Below are 15,442 nucleotides of genomic sequence, written 5' to 3'. Positions count from 1 at the left end.
CCGAAGGCGCAAGTCACACCCGTCACATTTGTCATTGCGAATCGTCAGGCGGCTCGCTCCGCGAGGATCTTGATGCCCAGCCGCATCTCCTCCGGCGGCAGGTAGAACGGCAGCCGGAACCGGTCCACGCCCGCGCCCGGCACCACCGAGAACGCCGCGCCGGCGACCACCGGCACGCCCGCCCGCTCGGCTCGCTCGGCGAAGCGCTCGGACGACAGCCCCGGCAGGCGCACCCACAGCGACGGCCCGCCCGCCGGGTCGACGGCCTCCCAGTCGAGCCCGGCCTCGCGCATCGCGGCACGCGTCGCCGCGAGCGACTCCCGCAGCGACGCGAGCCGCCACTCGAGCGTGTCGTCGTACGCCTCGCGCAGCAGCACGGCGCCCACGCGCTGGAACAGCGCCGGGCTGCCCAGGTCCATCGCGGCGCGCCGGTGCCGCAGCTGCGCCGCGAGCGTCGCGTTGGTGTGCAGCCACCCGATGCGCAGCCCGCCCCAGAACACCTTCGACATCCCGCCGATCGTGATCACCGAGGCGCCCGTGCCGAGCGACGCGAACGGCCGTGGCCGGCGACCCGACAGCGCGAGGTCGGCGAGCGTGCGGTCGTCGATCATCGTGGTGCCCGCGAGCTTGGCGGCGGTGAGCAGCCGGATCGCGTCGGCGTCCGCGAGCGACGTGCCCGTCGGGTTGTTGAACGAGGTGAGGTACGCGAGGTCGGGCTCGGCGGCGCGCAGCAGCTTCGCGGAGCCCTCGACGTCGAGCCCCTCGTCCGTCATCGGCAGCGCGAACGGCCGCGACCCGGCGGCCGCGATCGCGTCGAAGACGCCCGGGTACGTGATCGCCTCGAGCGCGACGGGCGTCGCGGGGGACGCGAGCGCCGTCACCGCGAGCCACAGCGCCTGCTGCGCCCCCGACGTCACCACCACCTCGTCGGGGCGGGCCGCGATCCCCTGCCGGCGCAGGTGATCCGTGATGGCGAGCGTGAGGTCGCGGTCGCCGAGCGCCGCATACCCGTTGCCCAACGCCGCCCGCCCGTCGAGCAGCGCCTCGGGCGCCGCGAGCGCGGCCGAGACCGCGGGCGCCGGCGGCGGCGAGGCCGTGTTGAGCGCGACGAGCGGCGGATCCTGCCCCACCAGGATCCGCGAGAAGCGGTCCTGCGCGGTCAGCGCCGCCACTCCGCGCGAGCGCGTGCCGAGGCGCGGCGCGGACCCTGCCGACGCCTCGAGCCACCCCTGGTCGCGCAGCCGCTGGTAGGCGGCGGTCACGGTGTTGCGCGACAGGTGCAACCGGGTGGCGAGCGCACGCTCGGAGGGCATCCGCGCACCGTGCTCGAGCGTCCCGGACTCCGCGAGCGCCACGATGGCGTCCGCGAGCTGCTGGTAGAGCGGGCCCGTGCCCGACTTCCAATGGTCGAGGACTCCCGCGAGCTGGTCGGCCGTGGTGCGCATGGGTCCATTCCAGCGCAAAGTGGCACCCTCGATCAAGTGCCAGACGGGCATGATCCGGACCTGTCACGAGAGTGCCAGTCGCCCCAGGATGGGCGTCATGAGCACCGTCGACCTCACCCCCGCCCTCACGAGCCCCCGCGCGCTGGCCGCGACCCGGGAGCGCATCTCGCTCGTCACCGAGGCCGCGCGACGGGCGGGCTCGTACCTCGCCGGTGCGGCGCATCGTCCCGTCGCGCCGGGACCCGACGCGGTCGCCGCGCTGGACGTCTTCCGCCGCCCGCTCCAGGACGGACGTATCGACGCGCGCGAGGTCCTCGCGGAGCTCGACGCGTTCGGCTCGCCCGCGACCGTCGCGCAGGCGCAGGGCAGGTTCTTCGGGTTCGTCAACGGCGGCGTCGACAACGCCGCCGCGGCCGCTGCCGTCCTCGCCGGCCAGTGGGACCAGAACCCCTCGCTGCCGGTGGGCTCTCCGGTCGCATCGGTGCTCGACGAGGTCGCGGCCGGCTGGGTGGTCGACCTCCTGGGCCTGCCGCACGATGCGACGGCCACCTTCACGCCCGGCGCGACGCTCGCGAACCTCACGGGGATCCTCGTCGCGCGCGACGCGCTCCTCGCCCGGGCGGGCTGGGACGTCCACGAGCGCGGGCTCTTCGGCGCGCCCCCGATCCGCGTGGTCACCGGTGAGGAGGCGCACGTGTCGATCCTCAAGGCGCTGCGCCTCGCGGGGCTCGGCGTCGGACGCGTCGAGACGGTCCCGACGGACGCGCGCGGCGCCGTCCGCGTGGAGGCGTTCCCCGACGACACGGATGCGCTCACCCTGGTGATCCTCCAGGCGGGCAACGTCAACACGGGCGCCTCGGATGACTTCGCCGGGATCATCCCGCGGGTGCACGATGCGGGGGGCTGGGTCCACGTCGACGGCGCGTTCGGGCTGTGGGCGGCCGCGTCGCCGGCGCTGCGCGAGCAGGTCGCGGGCGTCGAGCTCGCCGACTCGTGGGGCACGGACGCGCACAAGCAGCTCAACGTGCCGTACGACTCGGGCGTCGCGATCGTGCGCGAGCGCGCGGACCTCGAGCGGGCGACCGCGATGCAGGCGGCGTACGTCGCGAGCGGCGACGCGCGCCCGCTCATGCAGCTCGGGCTCCAGATGTCGCAGCGGGCGCGCGGCATCGAGACGTGGGCGATGCTCGCCGCGAACGGGCGCGACGGGGTGGCGGAGCTGATCGACCGGACGTGCGCGCACGCCCGCCGGTTCGCGGAGCGCCTCGAGGCGGCCGGCGCGGAGATCCTGGCGCCGGTCGCGCTCAACCAGGTGCTGGTCGCGTTCGGCGACGCGGCCACCACGGACGCGGTGATCGACGCGGTCCAGCGCGACGGGACGATGTGGGCCGGCGCCTCGACGTGGAAGGGCCGCCGCGCGATGCGCATCTCCGTCTCCGACCAGGCGACCACCAGGGACGACGTCGACGTGAGCGCCGCGGCGATCGTCGCCTGCTGGGCGGCCGTGCGCGACTGAGCCGCGCATCGTCCCACCTCCCAGGAGGGACGCCCGCCCGGGACTACTCTTGCCCCATGAGCACCGGAGTCGACCGCGTCTACATCGCGCGCCTCGCGGGCACCCCCGTCTTCGACCCCATCGGCGACACGGTGGGGCGCGTCCGCGACGTCGTCGTCGTGATCCGCCGCACCGGTGGGACGCCTCCCACCGCGGTGGGGCTGGTGGTCGAGGTCCCGGGCCGCAGGCGCGTCTTCATGCCCCTCACCCGCGTGACCTCCATCAGCCCCGGACAGGTGATCTGCACGGGCGTCGTGAACCTGCGCCGCTTCAAGGCGCGCACGGGCGAGTCGCTCGCGATCGCGGAGCTGTTCGAGCGCTCGGTGCGCCTCAAGGAGGACAAGTCCACGGCGTACATCGAGGACATCGCGATCGAGCAGGACCGCACCCGGACCTGGCGGTTCACCAAGCTGTACGTGCGCAAGGGCGAGCGCCGCAAGGGCGTGCTCGGCTTCTCGCGCCGCGGCGAGGCCGTGGTGGTCGACGTCGACCAGGTCACCGGCCTGTCCGTGCGCGACAAGAACCAGGGCGCGTCGCTGGTCATCGAGGCGTTCGAGGACCACAAGCCCGCCGACCTCGCGGCCGCGCTCATGGAGATGAGCCCGTCGCGCTCCGCGGAGATCGCCGCCGCGTTGGACGACGAGCGCCTCGCCGACGTGCTCGAGGAGATGCCCGAGGAGGACCAGATCGTCCTCCTGTCGACGCTCCAGTCGGAGCGCGCGGCGGACGTGCTCGAGGCGATGGATCCGGACGATGCGGCGGACCTCCTGGGCGACCTGCCCGCGCCCCAGGCGCAGGCCCTGCTCGAGCTCATGGAGCCCGAGGACGCGCGCAACGTCGAGCAGCTGCTCGGCTACGACGACAACTCCGCGGGCGGCCTCATGACCACGGAGCCCGTCATCGTGGGCCCCGAGACCACCGTCGCCACGTGCCTCGCGCTCGTGCGCAAGAACGAGCTCGCGCCCGCGCTCGCCTCGATGGTGTTCGTGGTGCGCCCGCCGCTCGAGACGCCGACCGGCCGGTACATCGGGCTGGTCCACATCCAGCGGCTGCTGCGCGAGCCCCCGCACGAGTCCATCGGGTCCTTCGTGGACCCGGCGATCGCCCCCCTGCACCCGGGCGACCACCTGTCCGTCGTCGCGCGACGCATGGCGGCGTACGACATCCTCGCGCTGCCCGTCGTCAACGACGAGCACCGCCTCGTGGGCGCGATCTCGATCGACGACGTCCTGGACCACCTGCTGCCGAGCGACTGGCGCGAGCACATGGAGGAGGACGAGACCGAGTCCGAGCCCGACACCGCGAAGGGAGGCGTCCATGGCTGACCGTCTCGACCGCCCCAAGGGCGTGGACCGCGGCCTCTTCCGCCGCCGCCAGGACACCGAGCGCAGCGGCCAGTGGGCCGAGGCGATCGCCCGCTTCCTCGGCACGCCGAGCTTCATCCTCTGGCTCACCGTCTTCGTCGCCGTGTGGGGCGCGTGGAACGTCTGGGGCCCGGACAAGCAGCAGTTCGACCCGTGGCCGTTCATCGGGCTCACGCTCATGCTGTCGCTCCAGGCGTCCTACGCCGCGCCGCTGATCCTGCTCGCGCAGAACCGCCAGGACAACCGCGACCGCGTCGCGGCCGAGCAGGACCGCCAGCAGGCCGCCCGCTCGCTCGCCGACACCGAGTACCTCGCGCGCGAGGTGGCCTCGCTGCGCCAGGCGCTCGGCGAGACCGCGACCCGCGACTTCGTCCGCTCCGAGCTGCGCGCGCTGCTCGAGGAGCTGCGCGAGGAGCTGCGGGACGACGACGAGGACGAGTCGGACGACGACACCGAGGAACCGCGCAAGCCCACGCGCCGCTCGCGCTGAGCCCGCGCATCGTCCCCGGGCCGCGTCGGGGGGGCGTGCCGCACCGCCTACGATTGACCCCATGCCTACCGTCGAGCTCATCCGCGACGCCCTTGCCAAGGTCATCGACCCCGAGATCCGCCGCCCCATCACCGAGATCGGCATGGTCCGCTCGGTCGACGTCGAGGGCGACCTCGCCGTGGTCGGGATCGACCTCACCACGCAGGGTTGTCCGATGCGCGAGCGCATCACCACCGACGTCGACGCCGCGGCCCGCTCGGTCGCGGGCGTCGCCGACGTGCGCATCGAGCTGGGCGTCATGTCTGAGGAGCAGCGCCTCGAGCTGCGCTCCAAGCTCCGCGGCGGCAAGCCCGAGCCCGTCATCCAGTTCACCCAGCCGGGCAACATGACCCGCATCTACGCGATCGCGTCGGGCAAGGGCGGCGTGGGCAAGTCGACGGTGACCGCGAACCTCGCGGCCGCGATGGCGCAGGACGGGCTGAAGGTGGGCGTGCTCGACGCGGACATCTTCGGCTTCTCGATCCCGGGCATGCTCGGCGTCCAGGGCCAGCCGACCCGCATCGACGACATGCTGCTGCCGCCCATCGCGCACGACGTCAAGGCCGTCTCGATCGGCATGTTCGTGCCCGAGGGCCAGCCCGTGGTGTGGCGCGGGCCGATGCTCCACCGCGCGATCGAGCAGTTCCTCGCCGACGTGTTCTGGGGCGACCTCGACGTCCTCCTCCTCGACCTTCCCCCTGGTACCGGCGACATCGCGATCTCCGTGGCGCAGCTGCTCCCCCACGCCGAGATCCTCGTGGTCACCACCCCGCAGTCCGCGGCGGCCGGCGTCGCCGAGCGTGCGGGCGCGATCGCGACCCAGACCTCGCAGTCGGTGGTCGGCGTCGTGGAGAACATGGCGTGGCTCGAGCAGGCCGACGGGTCGCGCCTCGAGGTGTTCGGGTCCGGGGGCGGCCAGACCGTCGCCGACCGCCTCACGCGCGTGCTCGGCACCGACGTGCCGCTGCTGGGCCAGATCCCGCTCGACATCACGGCGCGCGAGGCCGGGGACGCCGGCACGCCGGTGGTGATCTCGGACCCGGAGTCGCCCGCGGCCGAGGCGATCCGTGAGGTCGCGCGCAGGCTCACGACCCGTCAGCGCGGCCTCGCGGGCCGCTCGCTCGGCGTCACGCCCGTCAAGCGGTAGCGCGCCACCGCGGTTCGGGACGCTCAGTCCTCGGTTCTCGGCGCGAAGGCCCCGTTCGGGACGCTCAGTCCTCGGCTCTCGGCGCGAAGGCCCCGTTCGGGACGCTCAGTCCTTGCGTCCCGCGGGACATCCCGTCCTTGCGTCCCGCGGGGCACCATGAGCTCCCCGGGGGGACTGAGCGTCCCGAGATGCGGCTCCGCGCGGATTCTCGAGGACTGAGCGTCCCGAACCACAGGGCGAGCCGGGTCAGGGCCGCCGCGGACCCCAGCCGACGATGATCGCGGCGGCGAGCCCGCACAGGATCCCGCCCGTCGAGAACGCGGGCGAGGCCAGCGAGGCGAGCAGCGCGTCGTCGTAGCCCGGACCGGTCGCGCCGATCATCGACAGCACCTGCTTGGCGAGCCCTCCCCCGATGCCGTCGAGGGTCCCGGTGACCGCCATCACGTGCACGCCCATGACGGTCGCGACGAACGCCGCACCCTGGTCCAGCAGCCCGCGTCGCGGCGACAGCTCGCGCACCGTGAACCCCACGGCCGCGGTCAGCAGCGCCCCCAGCAGGGTGAGCGCGAGCAGGTTCGGGTCCGTCGGCACCAGGATCGCGAGGAGCAGCCCGGCCGCGAGCGCGACGAGCAGGCCGGCGGCGAGCGCCCCGACGCGGTTGCGCCGCACGCGCTCGAGCACGGACGGCGGCGGGGACGATGCGGCGGCGGGGTCGGGCGCGGGAGCGTGGTCGGGCGCGGCGGCCCCCTCCGGTTCGGGCTCGGGCTGCGGTGCGGGCTCGCTGGTCATGGCGACCTCCTCGACCCTCGCATTCTTCCACGCGCGCCTGCGTGCCGGACCGGCGCGCTGTCACAATGGCGGCGTGACGCAGTCGCCCCCCGACGAGTCGCCTCTGTGGATCGCTCCCTGGAGCATCGACGAGGGGCAGGACCGCGCCCGCGCGCTGTTCTCGGACGCGTTCGAGGGCGAGCCCGACGCGATCGTCTCGGCGCCGGGTCGACTCACCATCGTCGGCGATCACACCGACTACTCCGAGGGCCTCACCCTCGCGACCATCACCGCGCACCGGACGTTCGTGGCGGTGCGCCGCCGCGAGGACCAGGCGCTGCGCGCCGTCACCGCCCAGGGCGACCAGGTCCGCGGGCCCGGGCCGCGCTGGGAGGGCGCGCTCGACGCGCTCGAGCCGTCCGACGAGGGGTGGCCGTCGCGCGTCGCCGGCGTGGTGTGGGCCCTCGAGGAGCGCGGCTACCCCGTCACGGGTCTCGACCTCGCGATCGACTCGTGCCTGCCGCCCACGTCGGGGCTGGGCTCCTCCGCGGCGCTCACGTGCGCCGTCGCGCGGGCCGCCGACGCCGCGTGGGGCCTCGCGCTCGACACCGAGGCCGGCGCCGTCGAGCTCGCCGAGGCGTGCTGGGCCGCCGAGAACGTCTACGTGGGCTTCCCGTGCGGGCGGCTCGACACCCACACGGTCATGCGGTGCGCCGACGACGAGGCGGTGCTGCTCGACTTCGCCGAGAAGCCGCCGGTCCTCACCCGCTACCCGCTGTACTTCCCGGACTACGGCCTGCGGCTGCTGCTCATCGACACGGGGGCCCGCACCGAGGGATGGCGCGAGTCGTACGGGCGGCGCAGCCGCGACGCGGCGCTCGCCGCGGCCACGCTCGGGGTGCGCTCGCTGCGCGCGCTCGCCGACTCCCCCGACGCCCTCGCCCGGGTGCGCGCGATCGCGGACCCCACGGTGCATCGTCGCGCGCGCCACATCGTGACCGAGGACCAGCGCGTGCGCGAGACCGTCGCCGAGCTCGGCGGCCTGGGCCCCGCGCACGACCGCTTCACCGAGATCGGCGCGCTCATGCTGACCTCGCACCGGTCGCTGCGCTCGGACTTCGGGGCGAGCACGCCCGAGCTGGACCTCGCGGTCGAGGCGTCGGTCGAGGCGGGCGCGCTCGGCGCGCGCCTCGCGGGCGCGGGGTTCGGCGGCTGCGCCGTGGCGCTCGTGCGGGCCGCCCAGATCGACGCCGTGACCGCGCGCGTCGACGCCGTGTTCGACACCTACGCGATCCCGCGGCCGCGCTACCTGCTGGTGTGACGCATCGTCCCCTCACCAGGGACGATGCGTCGGTCACCTACAGCGCGTAGTCGACCACGAGCGGCGCGTGATCCGTCCAGCGGGAGTCCCACGAGACCTGGCGGTCGACGCGCACGGCGGCGGCCTTGGCCGCGAGCAGCGGGCTCGCGAACTGGTAGTCGATGCGCCAGCCCGAGTCGTTGTCGAAGGCCTGGCCGCGCTGCGACCACCACGTGTAGGGCCCGGGCTTGACGCCCTCGAGCGCGCGGTGGACGTCGACCCAGCCGGCGTCGACCCAGCGGTCGAGGTAGGCGCGCTCCTCCGGCAGGAAGCCCGCCGACTTGAGGTTGCCCTTCCAGTTCTTGATGTCGTTCTCGGTGTGGGCGATGTTGATGTCGCCCATGACGACCACGCGATCGTGCTCGTCGCGGAGGACCGCGAGGCGGGCGGTCATGGCCTCGAGCATCGCGTACTTCTGGTCCATCTTCGGGGTGCCCGCGGTGCCGGAGTGCATGTAGACCGAGACGACGCGAACCGGGCCCGACGGGCTGTCGACGGCCGCCTCGATCCAGCGGCCGGTGTGGACGGGCTCGCCCATGTCCCCGCCGAGCGCGTCGACGCCCGCGACCACGTCGAGGAGCGGGGTGCGCGAGGCGATCGCGACGCCGGCGCGGCCCTTGATCTCGCACGCCTGCTCGACCACGTGCCAGCCCTCGCCGACGAGCGCCGCGGTGGTCTCGAGCGGGGCGCGGACCTCCTGGAGGCAGATGACGTCCGGCTCGCACGCGGCGATCCAGTCGCCCATGCCCTTCTTGGCGGCGGCGCGCACGCCGTTGACGTTGACGGAAGCGATTCTCATGGCGACGACGGTACCCGACTGCCAATGACACTTGTGAGCGGTGTGACGGGTGAGAAAGGCGCGGACGACCGGAGGTCGCCGCGCCTTCTCACACCCGTCACACCAGCCACAAGTGTCATTGCGAATCGTTCAGGATCGCTCCGCGGTCTCCACGACGTTGGACAGCAGCATGGCGCGGGTCATCGGGCCCACGCCGCCGGGGTTCGGCGAGTACCAGGACGCCTTGTCCCGCGCCTCGGCCGCGATGTCGCCGGCGACCTTCGACTTGCCGGTCTCCGGGTCGGTGACGCGCGAGACGCCCACGTCCACGAGCACCACGCCGTCCTTGACCATGTCGCCCGAGACGATGCCGGGCACGCCCGCCGCGGCGATCACCACGTCCGCCGTGCGGGTGTGCGACGCGAGGTCCGCCGTGCCGGTGTGGCACAGCGTGACGGTCGCGTTGACGTCCTTGCGGGTGAGCAGCAGGCCGATCGAGCGGCCGACGGTGGTGCCGCGGCCCACGACCACGACCTCCTTGCCGCGCAGCGAGACGCCGTGCCGCGCGAGCAGCTCGATGATGCCCTTGGGCGTGCACGGCAGGCTCGACTCGATGTCCTCGGAGATCCGCAGCACCAGCCGCCCGAGGTTGGTCGGGTGGAGGCCGTCGGCATCCTTGGAGGGATCGATGAGCTCGAGCACGCGGTTGGTGTCGATCCCGGCGGGCAGCGGCAGCTGGACGATGAAGCCCGTGCAGTCGGGGTTCGCGTTGAGGCGCGCCACGGCGGCCTCGATCTCCTCCTGCGTCGCGGTCTCCGGCAGGTCCTCGCGGATGGAGGCGATGCCCACCTCCGCGCAGTCGGCGTGCTTGCCGTTGACGTACCAGGTGGAGCCCGGGTCCGAGCCGACGAGCAGCGTGCCGAGCCCCGGGGTGACGCCGCGCTCACGGAGCGCGGCGACCCGGGACGTCAGCTCGCCCTTGATGGCAGCCGCGGTGGCCTTGCCGTCGAGTACCTGCGCCATTACTGCGCGAGGCCGTCGTACAGCGGGAACTCGTCGGCGAGCGTGGCGATGCGGGCCCGCAGCGCGTCGATGTCGGCGCCGCCCTTGAGCGCGGTGGCGATGACGTCGGCGACCTCGGTGAACTCCTCGGCGCCGAACCCGCGCGACGCGAGCGCCGCGGTGCCGATGCGCACGCCGGACGTGACCATCGGCGGGCGGGGGTCGAACGGCACGGCGTTGCGGTTGACGGTGATGCCGACCTCGTGGAGGAGGTCCTCCGCCTGCTGGCCGTCGAGCGGCGAGTGGCGCAGGTCCACGAGGACCAGGTGCACGTCGGTGCCGCCGGTCACGACGTTCACGCCGGCCTCGATCGCGTCGGGCGCGGTGAGGCGCTCGGCGAGGATCTTCGCGCCCTCGAGGACGCGTGCCATGCGCTCCTTGAACTCATCGCCCGCGGCGGCCTTGAGGGCCGTCGCCTTGGCGGCGATCACGTGCATGAGCGGGCCGCCCTGCTGGCCCGGGAACACGGCCGAGTTGAGCTTCTTCGCGAGCACCGTGTCGCGCGAGACGATGAGGCCCGAGCGGGGCCCGCCGAGCGTCTTGTGGATGGTCGACGAGACGACGTCGGAGTGCGGCACGGGCGACGGGTGCAGGTCCGCGGCCACGAGGCCCGCGAAGTGCGCCATGTCGGTCCACAGCTTGGCGCCGACCTCGTCCGCGATCGCGCGGAACGCCGCGAAGTCGAGGTGGCGGGGGTAGGCCGACCAGCCGGCGATGATGACGTCGGGGCGCTCGGCGAGGGCCTGCTCGCGGACCTGCTCCATCTCGACGCGGTGGGTCTGCTCGTCGAGGCCGTACGCGGCGACGTTGTACAGGCGGCCCGAGAAGTTGAGCTTCATGCCGTGCGTGAGGTGGCCGCCGTGCGCGAGCGACAGGCCCATGATAGTGTCGCCCGGCTCGATGAGGGCGTGCAGCACGGCCGCGTTCGCGGTCGCGCCCGAGTGGGGCTGCACGTTCGCGTACTCGGCGCCGAACAGCGCCTTCGCGCGCTCGATCGCGATGGTCTCCGCGACGTCGACCTCCTCGCAGCCGCCGTAGTAGCGGCGGCCCGGGTAGCCCTCGGCGTACTTGTTGGTGAGCACGGAGCCCTGGGCCTGGAGCACGGAGCGCGGCACGAAGTTCTCGGACGCGATCATCTCGAGGTAGGTGCGCTGGCGGCCCAGCTCGCGGTCGAGGACCTGGGCGATCTCCGGGTCGAAGTCCTGGAGCGTGGCGTTCATCACCGCTGCGGTGGCGCTGGAGTCGGTCGTCATGACTGTCCTTTGTCTATCCGCCGGCAGGGTCGCCGGCATACGTGATTCCGGTGACCAGTGGCCCAGGCGTGCGACCATCAGTCTGATGTCTCCTTGCCGCTCCCCGTGGGTCAGCCCACTGCGCCAGTCGCGGCAGTCAGGAGTCTAGCAACGTGCGGGTGGACGATGCACGGCCCGCGTCCGCGCGCGGCCTCGCCCGCGCATCGTCCCCGGCGGGACGTCCGTCAGGCCTCGGCGTGCTGGTCGGCCTCGTCGTCGTCCTCGTCGTCGATGATCGCGCCGGCCTCGAGGACCTTGCGCAGGTAGGCGTACGTGAGGTCGCCCGCGACCTGGTCGAACTGGTGCTCGTAGCCGGCCTTGTTGTACATCGCGATGTTGTGCTTGGAGTTCTGGCCGGTGAAGACCCAGACCTCCTTGGTGTCCTCCGGCAGGTGGCCCAGCACCGCGAACAGCAGCTGCGTGCCGATGCCGTGGCCCTGCTGGTCGGGCGCGACGGCGAGGCGGCCGATGGTGGCCTTGCCGTCCTCGATGCCGACCCGGATGGACCCGACGAGGCGGTGGCCCAGCCACGCGCCGAGCGTCACGACCGTGTCCGACTGCAGGTCGACGATCAGCTCGTCGAGCGTCTGCGTCAGCGCCGGGATGTTGGGATCGTTGAAGATCTGGGCCTCGGACACGAACGCCGCGCGACGCACCGTCAGCAGCTCGCCGGCATCCTCGACACCGATCTCGTCGATGCGGATCTGATCTCCCTCGCTCATGGGTCCCATCCTGGCATGACGGCTCCGCGGGCGGTGCACGACGCGTCGCCGCGCGACGCCCCGGCCGCTCAGAAGTTCGCGGTGAACCGGTGGATCCAGGGCGAGGTGCCGGCGGCGAGCCGCGCGCGGATCGTCTCGGCGCCGGTGAGGACCGCGGTGGCGCCGGTGGACGAGGTGGCCCTCACCCGCGTGACGGCGGCGTCCGACCCGCCGGCGGTGCGCGAGGTGATCTTGATCGAGACGACGTCGGGCAGCCCGAACGCGGCGCGCGCCTGCGCCTGCGTCAGGGTCTGCGACCACGAGCGCCTCGGGTTGATCGTCGACAGGGACCAGGGGTCGTCGATGGACCGCAGGTAGGGCACCGCGGTCGACCAGATGTCCTCGCTGTTCTCGGTCTGGCCGCCGGAGGACGAGAAGTAGGCCGTCTGCGCGATGGCACCCTTGGAGGTGACCACGCGGCCGCTGGTGCCGCTGCGCGTGCCGTCGACCGCAGCCACCCAGCGCTTGCCGTAGTACGCGCCGGTGCCCTCGCTCTCCTTGCGCCAGCCGGTGAAGTTCTGGGAGCGGGTGTCGTCGTAGAGGTGGCAGTCGCACTGCGGGTCGATCCCGGCGGCGAAGGCGCGCAGCGCGTAGCCGCGCGCCACGATCGCCTGGGCGCGCAGGGCGGAGGAGGTCCACGACGACGGCATCTCCGCGATCCCGTACAGGTACTCGGAGTTGAGCCGCAGCTGGTTCACCACGGTGAGGCGCAGCGGGGAGCCCGCCGAGGGCACCGAGATGACGAGCCGTCCGTGCCGGTAGGTGCCGTGGGTCGCGGAGGTGGTGGTGCGGGCCTTGCGGAGGGACACGGTCGCGGGCGCCGAGGAGCCCGACTTGTAGTAGCGCGTGCCCGCCCACTCGACCCTCACGCGGCCGGTCGCGACCGCGCTCGCTCCTCCCTTGCGCGTGACCTTGACGGTGGTGCCGCTCCGGGTGACGTGGAGGACCTCGCCGGCGGCGCCGGTCCACGTGGTGCGGGCCTTGGTGCTCGTGCCGTCGAGGAAGCTCACGCGCCACGCGCCCGTCGCCACCACGTCGACGGCGCCGCGGGCGTCCGACCCCGACCCGAAGATCCCGACCCGCAGGTCCTTGCTCGCGGGCACCCAGGCGACCTTGGTGCCCGTGTAGTAGGTGCGGAGGATGGTGACCGCATCCCTGCCCTCGAGCCCCATCGCCTGCGCGCCGTACTGCGACATGCCCACACCGTGACCGTAGCCCGCGCCCTTCACCGTGAAGCTCACCGGGACGGCGGGCGGGTCGGTCGCCGCGCGTGCCGAGCTCGCCGCGAGCACGAGCATCAGCGCGACGAGCACCGTGCCGAGGGCGGTGACGCCGCGACGGACGCGGACGGACGTGGATGACAGCATGCTGAGGGCCTCCCCTGGCCGCGACCGGGATCTCGGGCGACTTCGCCCGGGTGACGGTTCCGGCACCCGGGGCCAAACTATGCGCCGAGGGGCGTGGTTGTCCATGTCCGCCGGACCCGGACCCGACCGACGTCGTTCCCGCTAATCTTGGGCGTCATGACCGACGCGTCCTCCTGGGTCCTCAGCCTGTCCTGCCCCGACCGGCCCGGCATCGTCCACGCCGTGTCCGGCGTGCTCGCCGACCACGACGGCAACATCACGGAGTCGCAGCAGTTCGGCGACCCCGACACGGGGCTGTTCTTCATGCGCGTCGAGTTCGCCTCCGCGGCGCCGCGCGAGGAGATCGAGGCTGCGATCGGCGCGGTGGGCGCCCGCTTCGAGATGACGTGGCGCCTCGACGTCGCGGGCCGGCGCATGCGCACCATCGTGATGGTGTCCAAGGCCGCGCACTGCGTGAACGACCTGCTCGTGCGCGAGCGCGCGAGGACCCTGCCCGTCGACATCGTCGCGGTGGTGGGCAACCACACGTCGCTCAAGGACCTCGCGGAGTTCTACGGCAAGCCGTTCGTGCACATCCCCGTGACCGCGGACACGAAGGCCGACGCCGAGGCGGCGCTGCTCGCGATCGTCGAGGAGATGGACGTCGAGCTGGTGGTGCTCGCGCGCTACATGCAGATCCTGTCCCCCGAGCTGTCCGAGGCGCTGCGCGGCCGGATCATCAACATCCACCACTCGTTCCTGCCGAGCTTCAAGGGCGCGCGCCCGTACTTCCAGGCGCACGACCGCGGCGTCAAGCTCATCGGCGCCACCGCGCACTACGTGACGAGCGACCTCGACGAGGGCCCGATCATCGAGCAGGACGTCGAGCGCGTCGACCACGCGCAGACGCCCGAGTCCCTCACCGCGATCGGCGCCGACGTGGAGCGCCGCGCCCTCGCGCGCGCGGTCCGCTGGCACGCCGAGCACCGGATCCTGCTCGACGGCCACCGCACCATCGTCTTCAAGTAGCACCCCCCGTTCGCTGGGCACGCGCCACAGGTTCGCTGCGCACGGTTCCGATCGCGACGCGCCGAGCAATCGTGCCCATGCGCGGGTTGTCCCCCGCGTGTCGCGAACCGAACCGTGCTGAGCGAACCTAGGCGAGCCCGAGCACGCGCTCCGGCACGGTGGTCGCCGCCGCCACGGCCTGCTCGCGCGGCACGCCCGCCTCGACGCACACCTCGACGGCGCGGTCGAGCGTGAGGGTCGAGCCCGCGAGCGTGTCCGTGCCCGCGACGACCGCGCGCCCGTCGATCGTGACGTCGACGTCGAGGCCGCCGAGGTCGTAGCGCCCGGGGGACGATGCGGCGGCCGCCATCGCGTCCGTCACCAGCACCACGCGGCCCGGGGCGGCGCGGAACAGCGTCGCGATGTTGGTCGGGTGGACGTGGATGCCGTCGGCGATCACCTCGATGAACACCTGCGGGTCGTCGATGGCCGCCCCAAGGGGCCCCGGCTCGCGGCCCACGATCCCGCGCATGGCGTTGAAGCCGTGGGTGACGAGCGAGGCGCCGCGGTCGAACGCCGCGCGGGCCTGGTCGGCCGTGCACTCGGTGTGCCCGACCGCGACCACCACGCCGTAGTCGACGAGCGTCCCGATCGCGCCCAGCGCGCCGGGGAGCTCGGGCGCGATGGTGATCTGGCGCATCGTCCCGTCGCACGCCTCGAGCAGTGCGTAGACCAGGTCGGGCGTGGGCAGCGCGAGCGCCGCCGGGTCGTGCGCGCCCTTGCGGCCCGGCGCGAGGAACGGCCCCTCGAGGTGGATGCCGAGCAGGCCCGGCTCGAGCGCCATCGCCTCGGCGACCACGCGCGCCTGGTGGGCGATCACGGGCACGGGCGCGGACACGAGCGAGGCGACGATGCGTGCCGTCCCGTGGGCGCCGTGCGCCGCGACGGCGGCGCGGGTGCCGTCGACGGTGGCGCCGAACGCGTGCCCGCCGCCGCCGTGGCTGTGGATGTCGACGAACCCGCTCAT

14 protein-coding genes and 1 riboswitch are annotated in these 15,442 nt (G+C 73.2%); of the genes, 6 read left to right on the top strand and 8 right to left on the bottom strand.

Features of this window, described 5'->3' with window-relative positions; genetic code table 11:
• Window positions 1-44: 44 nt before the first annotated feature.
• Window positions 45-1,445: an aminotransferase-like domain-containing protein gene (locus AOM04_RS05155; protein WP_062463316.1), complete on the bottom strand. Its 1,401-nt coding sequence runs from the start codon at window positions 1,443-1,445 to the stop codon at window positions 45-47.
• Between the two features lie 97 nt (window positions 1,446-1,542).
• Between AOM04_RS05155 and AOM04_RS05150 the strand changes: the two genes are divergently transcribed.
• The 4 genes from AOM04_RS05150 (at window position 1,543) to AOM04_RS05135 (ending at window position 6,040) form a co-directional block, all read left to right on the top strand.
• A complete protein-coding gene (locus AOM04_RS05150; protein ID WP_082104393.1) occupies window positions 1,543-2,961 on the top strand; it encodes a pyridoxal phosphate-dependent decarboxylase family protein in 1,419 nt (472 codons plus the stop codon).
• 56 nt (window positions 2,962-3,017) lie between these two features.
• Window positions 3,018-4,325: a magnesium transporter MgtE N-terminal domain-containing protein gene (locus AOM04_RS05145; protein ID WP_062463313.1), complete on the top strand. Its 1,308-nt coding sequence runs from the start codon at window positions 3,018-3,020 to the stop codon at window positions 4,323-4,325.
• Window positions 4,318-4,854: a DUF1003 domain-containing protein gene (locus AOM04_RS05140; RefSeq protein WP_062463310.1), complete on the top strand. Its 537-nt coding sequence runs from the start codon at window positions 4,318-4,320 to the stop codon at window positions 4,852-4,854. The genes AOM04_RS05145 and AOM04_RS05140 overlap by 8 nt, the downstream gene beginning before the upstream one ends.
• Window positions 4,855-4,915: 61 nt before the next feature.
• Entirely contained in the window at window positions 4,916-6,040 is a 1,125-nt protein-coding gene (locus tag AOM04_RS05135) for an Mrp/NBP35 family ATP-binding protein (RefSeq protein ID WP_062463307.1), read from the top strand.
• Between the two features lie 246 nt (window positions 6,041-6,286).
• Here AOM04_RS05135 and AOM04_RS14790 read toward each other — a convergent pair whose 3' ends face one another.
• A complete protein-coding gene (locus AOM04_RS14790) occupies window positions 6,287-6,829 on the bottom strand; it encodes a hypothetical protein (protein ID WP_062463304.1) in 543 nt (180 codons plus the stop codon).
• Between the two features lie 73 nt (window positions 6,830-6,902).
• On the opposite strand from AOM04_RS14790, the gene AOM04_RS05125 reads away from it, so the two are divergent.
• On the top strand, window positions 6,903-8,129 hold the full coding sequence (locus tag AOM04_RS05125) for a galactokinase (protein ID WP_062463300.1): 1,227 nt from the start codon (window positions 6,903-6,905) through the stop codon (window positions 8,127-8,129).
• Between the two features lie 37 nt (window positions 8,130-8,166).
• Here the strand turns inward: AOM04_RS05125 and AOM04_RS05120 are convergent, their stop codons facing one another.
• The 5 genes from AOM04_RS05120 to AOM04_RS05100 form a co-directional block, all read right to left on the bottom strand.
• Window positions 8,167-8,967, bottom strand: coding sequence for an exodeoxyribonuclease III (locus AOM04_RS05120; RefSeq protein WP_062463297.1), 801 nt, complete (start codon window positions 8,965-8,967; stop codon window positions 8,167-8,169).
• 129 nt (window positions 8,968-9,096) lie between these two features.
• Complete coding sequence (locus tag AOM04_RS05115; protein ID WP_062463294.1) at window positions 9,097-9,969, bottom strand: bifunctional methylenetetrahydrofolate dehydrogenase/methenyltetrahydrofolate cyclohydrolase; 873 nt, start codon at window positions 9,967-9,969, stop codon at window positions 9,097-9,099.
• The gene (gene glyA, locus AOM04_RS05110; RefSeq protein WP_062463292.1) at window positions 9,969-11,261 is read right to left on the bottom strand and encodes a serine hydroxymethyltransferase; all 1,293 of its coding nucleotides are present in this window, start codon (window positions 11,259-11,261) and stop codon (window positions 9,969-9,971) included. The genes AOM04_RS05115 and glyA overlap by 1 nt, the downstream gene beginning before the upstream one ends.
• 53 nt (window positions 11,262-11,314) lie before the next feature.
• Window positions 11,315-11,402: riboswitch (ZMP/ZTP riboswitch) on the bottom strand.
• Window positions 11,403-11,485: 83 nt separating this feature from the next.
• On the bottom strand, window positions 11,486-12,022 hold the full coding sequence (locus tag AOM04_RS05105) for a GNAT family N-acetyltransferase (RefSeq protein WP_062463291.1): 537 nt from the start codon (window positions 12,020-12,022) through the stop codon (window positions 11,486-11,488).
• A 68-nt stretch (window positions 12,023-12,090) separates the two neighbouring features.
• Window positions 12,091-13,428 (bottom strand): SpoIID/LytB domain-containing protein, encoded by a 1,338-nt coding sequence (locus AOM04_RS05100; protein ID WP_062463288.1) that lies wholly within the window; start codon window positions 13,426-13,428, stop codon window positions 12,091-12,093.
• A 156-nt stretch (window positions 13,429-13,584) separates the two neighbouring features.
• Between AOM04_RS05100 and purU the strand changes: the two genes are divergently transcribed.
• Window positions 13,585-14,436 (top strand): formyltetrahydrofolate deformylase, encoded by an 852-nt coding sequence (purU, locus tag AOM04_RS05095; protein WP_062463285.1) that lies wholly within the window; start codon window positions 13,585-13,587, stop codon window positions 14,434-14,436.
• 127 nt (window positions 14,437-14,563) lie between these two features.
• Here the strand turns inward: purU and AOM04_RS05090 are convergent, their stop codons facing one another.
• On the bottom strand, window positions 14,564-15,442 hold the full coding sequence (locus AOM04_RS05090) for an N-acetylglucosamine-6-phosphate deacetylase (protein WP_062463282.1): 879 nt from the start codon (window positions 15,440-15,442) through the stop codon (window positions 14,564-14,566).

This window comes from Demequina soli, from assembly GCF_000971195.1.
Classification (GTDB): domain Bacteria; phylum Actinomycetota; class Actinomycetes; order Actinomycetales; family Demequinaceae; genus Demequina; species Demequina soli.
Note: the sequence above shows the minus strand (reverse complement) of the source record. Positions and strands in the feature narration are given on the sequence as shown.

Coding starts and splice junctions, on each gene's coding strand:
- AOM04_RS05155 (WP_062463316.1), bottom strand. CDS start 1,445: ATGCGCACCACGGCCGACCAGCTCGCGGGAGTCCTCGACCATTGGAAG.
- AOM04_RS05150 (WP_082104393.1), top strand. CDS start 1,543: ATGAGCACCGTCGACCTCACCCCCGCCCTCACGAGCCCCCGCGCGCTG.
- AOM04_RS05145 (WP_062463313.1), top strand. CDS start 3,018: ATGAGCACCGGAGTCGACCGCGTCTACATCGCGCGCCTCGCGGGCACC.
- AOM04_RS05140 (WP_062463310.1), top strand. CDS start 4,318: ATGGCTGACCGTCTCGACCGCCCCAAGGGCGTGGACCGCGGCCTCTTC.
- AOM04_RS05135 (WP_062463307.1), top strand. CDS start 4,916: ATGCCTACCGTCGAGCTCATCCGCGACGCCCTTGCCAAGGTCATCGAC.
- AOM04_RS14790 (WP_062463304.1), bottom strand. CDS start 6,829: ATGACCAGCGAGCCCGCACCGCAGCCCGAGCCCGAACCGGAGGGGGCC.
- AOM04_RS05120 (WP_062463297.1), bottom strand. CDS start 8,967: ATGAGAATCGCTTCCGTCAACGTCAACGGCGTGCGCGCCGCCGCCAAG.
- AOM04_RS05115 (WP_062463294.1), bottom strand. CDS start 9,969: ATGGCGCAGGTACTCGACGGCAAGGCCACCGCGGCTGCCATCAAGGGC.
- glyA (WP_062463292.1), bottom strand. CDS start 11,261: ATGACGACCGACTCCAGCGCCACCGCAGCGGTGATGAACGCCACGCTC.
- AOM04_RS05105 (WP_062463291.1), bottom strand. CDS start 12,022: ATGAGCGAGGGAGATCAGATCCGCATCGACGAGATCGGTGTCGAGGAT.
- AOM04_RS05100 (WP_062463288.1), bottom strand. CDS start 13,428: ATGCTGTCATCCACGTCCGTCCGCGTCCGTCGCGGCGTCACCGCCCTC.
- purU (WP_062463285.1), top strand. CDS start 13,585: ATGACCGACGCGTCCTCCTGGGTCCTCAGCCTGTCCTGCCCCGACCGG.
- AOM04_RS05090 (WP_062463282.1), bottom strand. CDS start 15,442: ATGAGCGGGTTCGTCGACATCCACAGCCACGGCGGCGGCGGGCACGCG.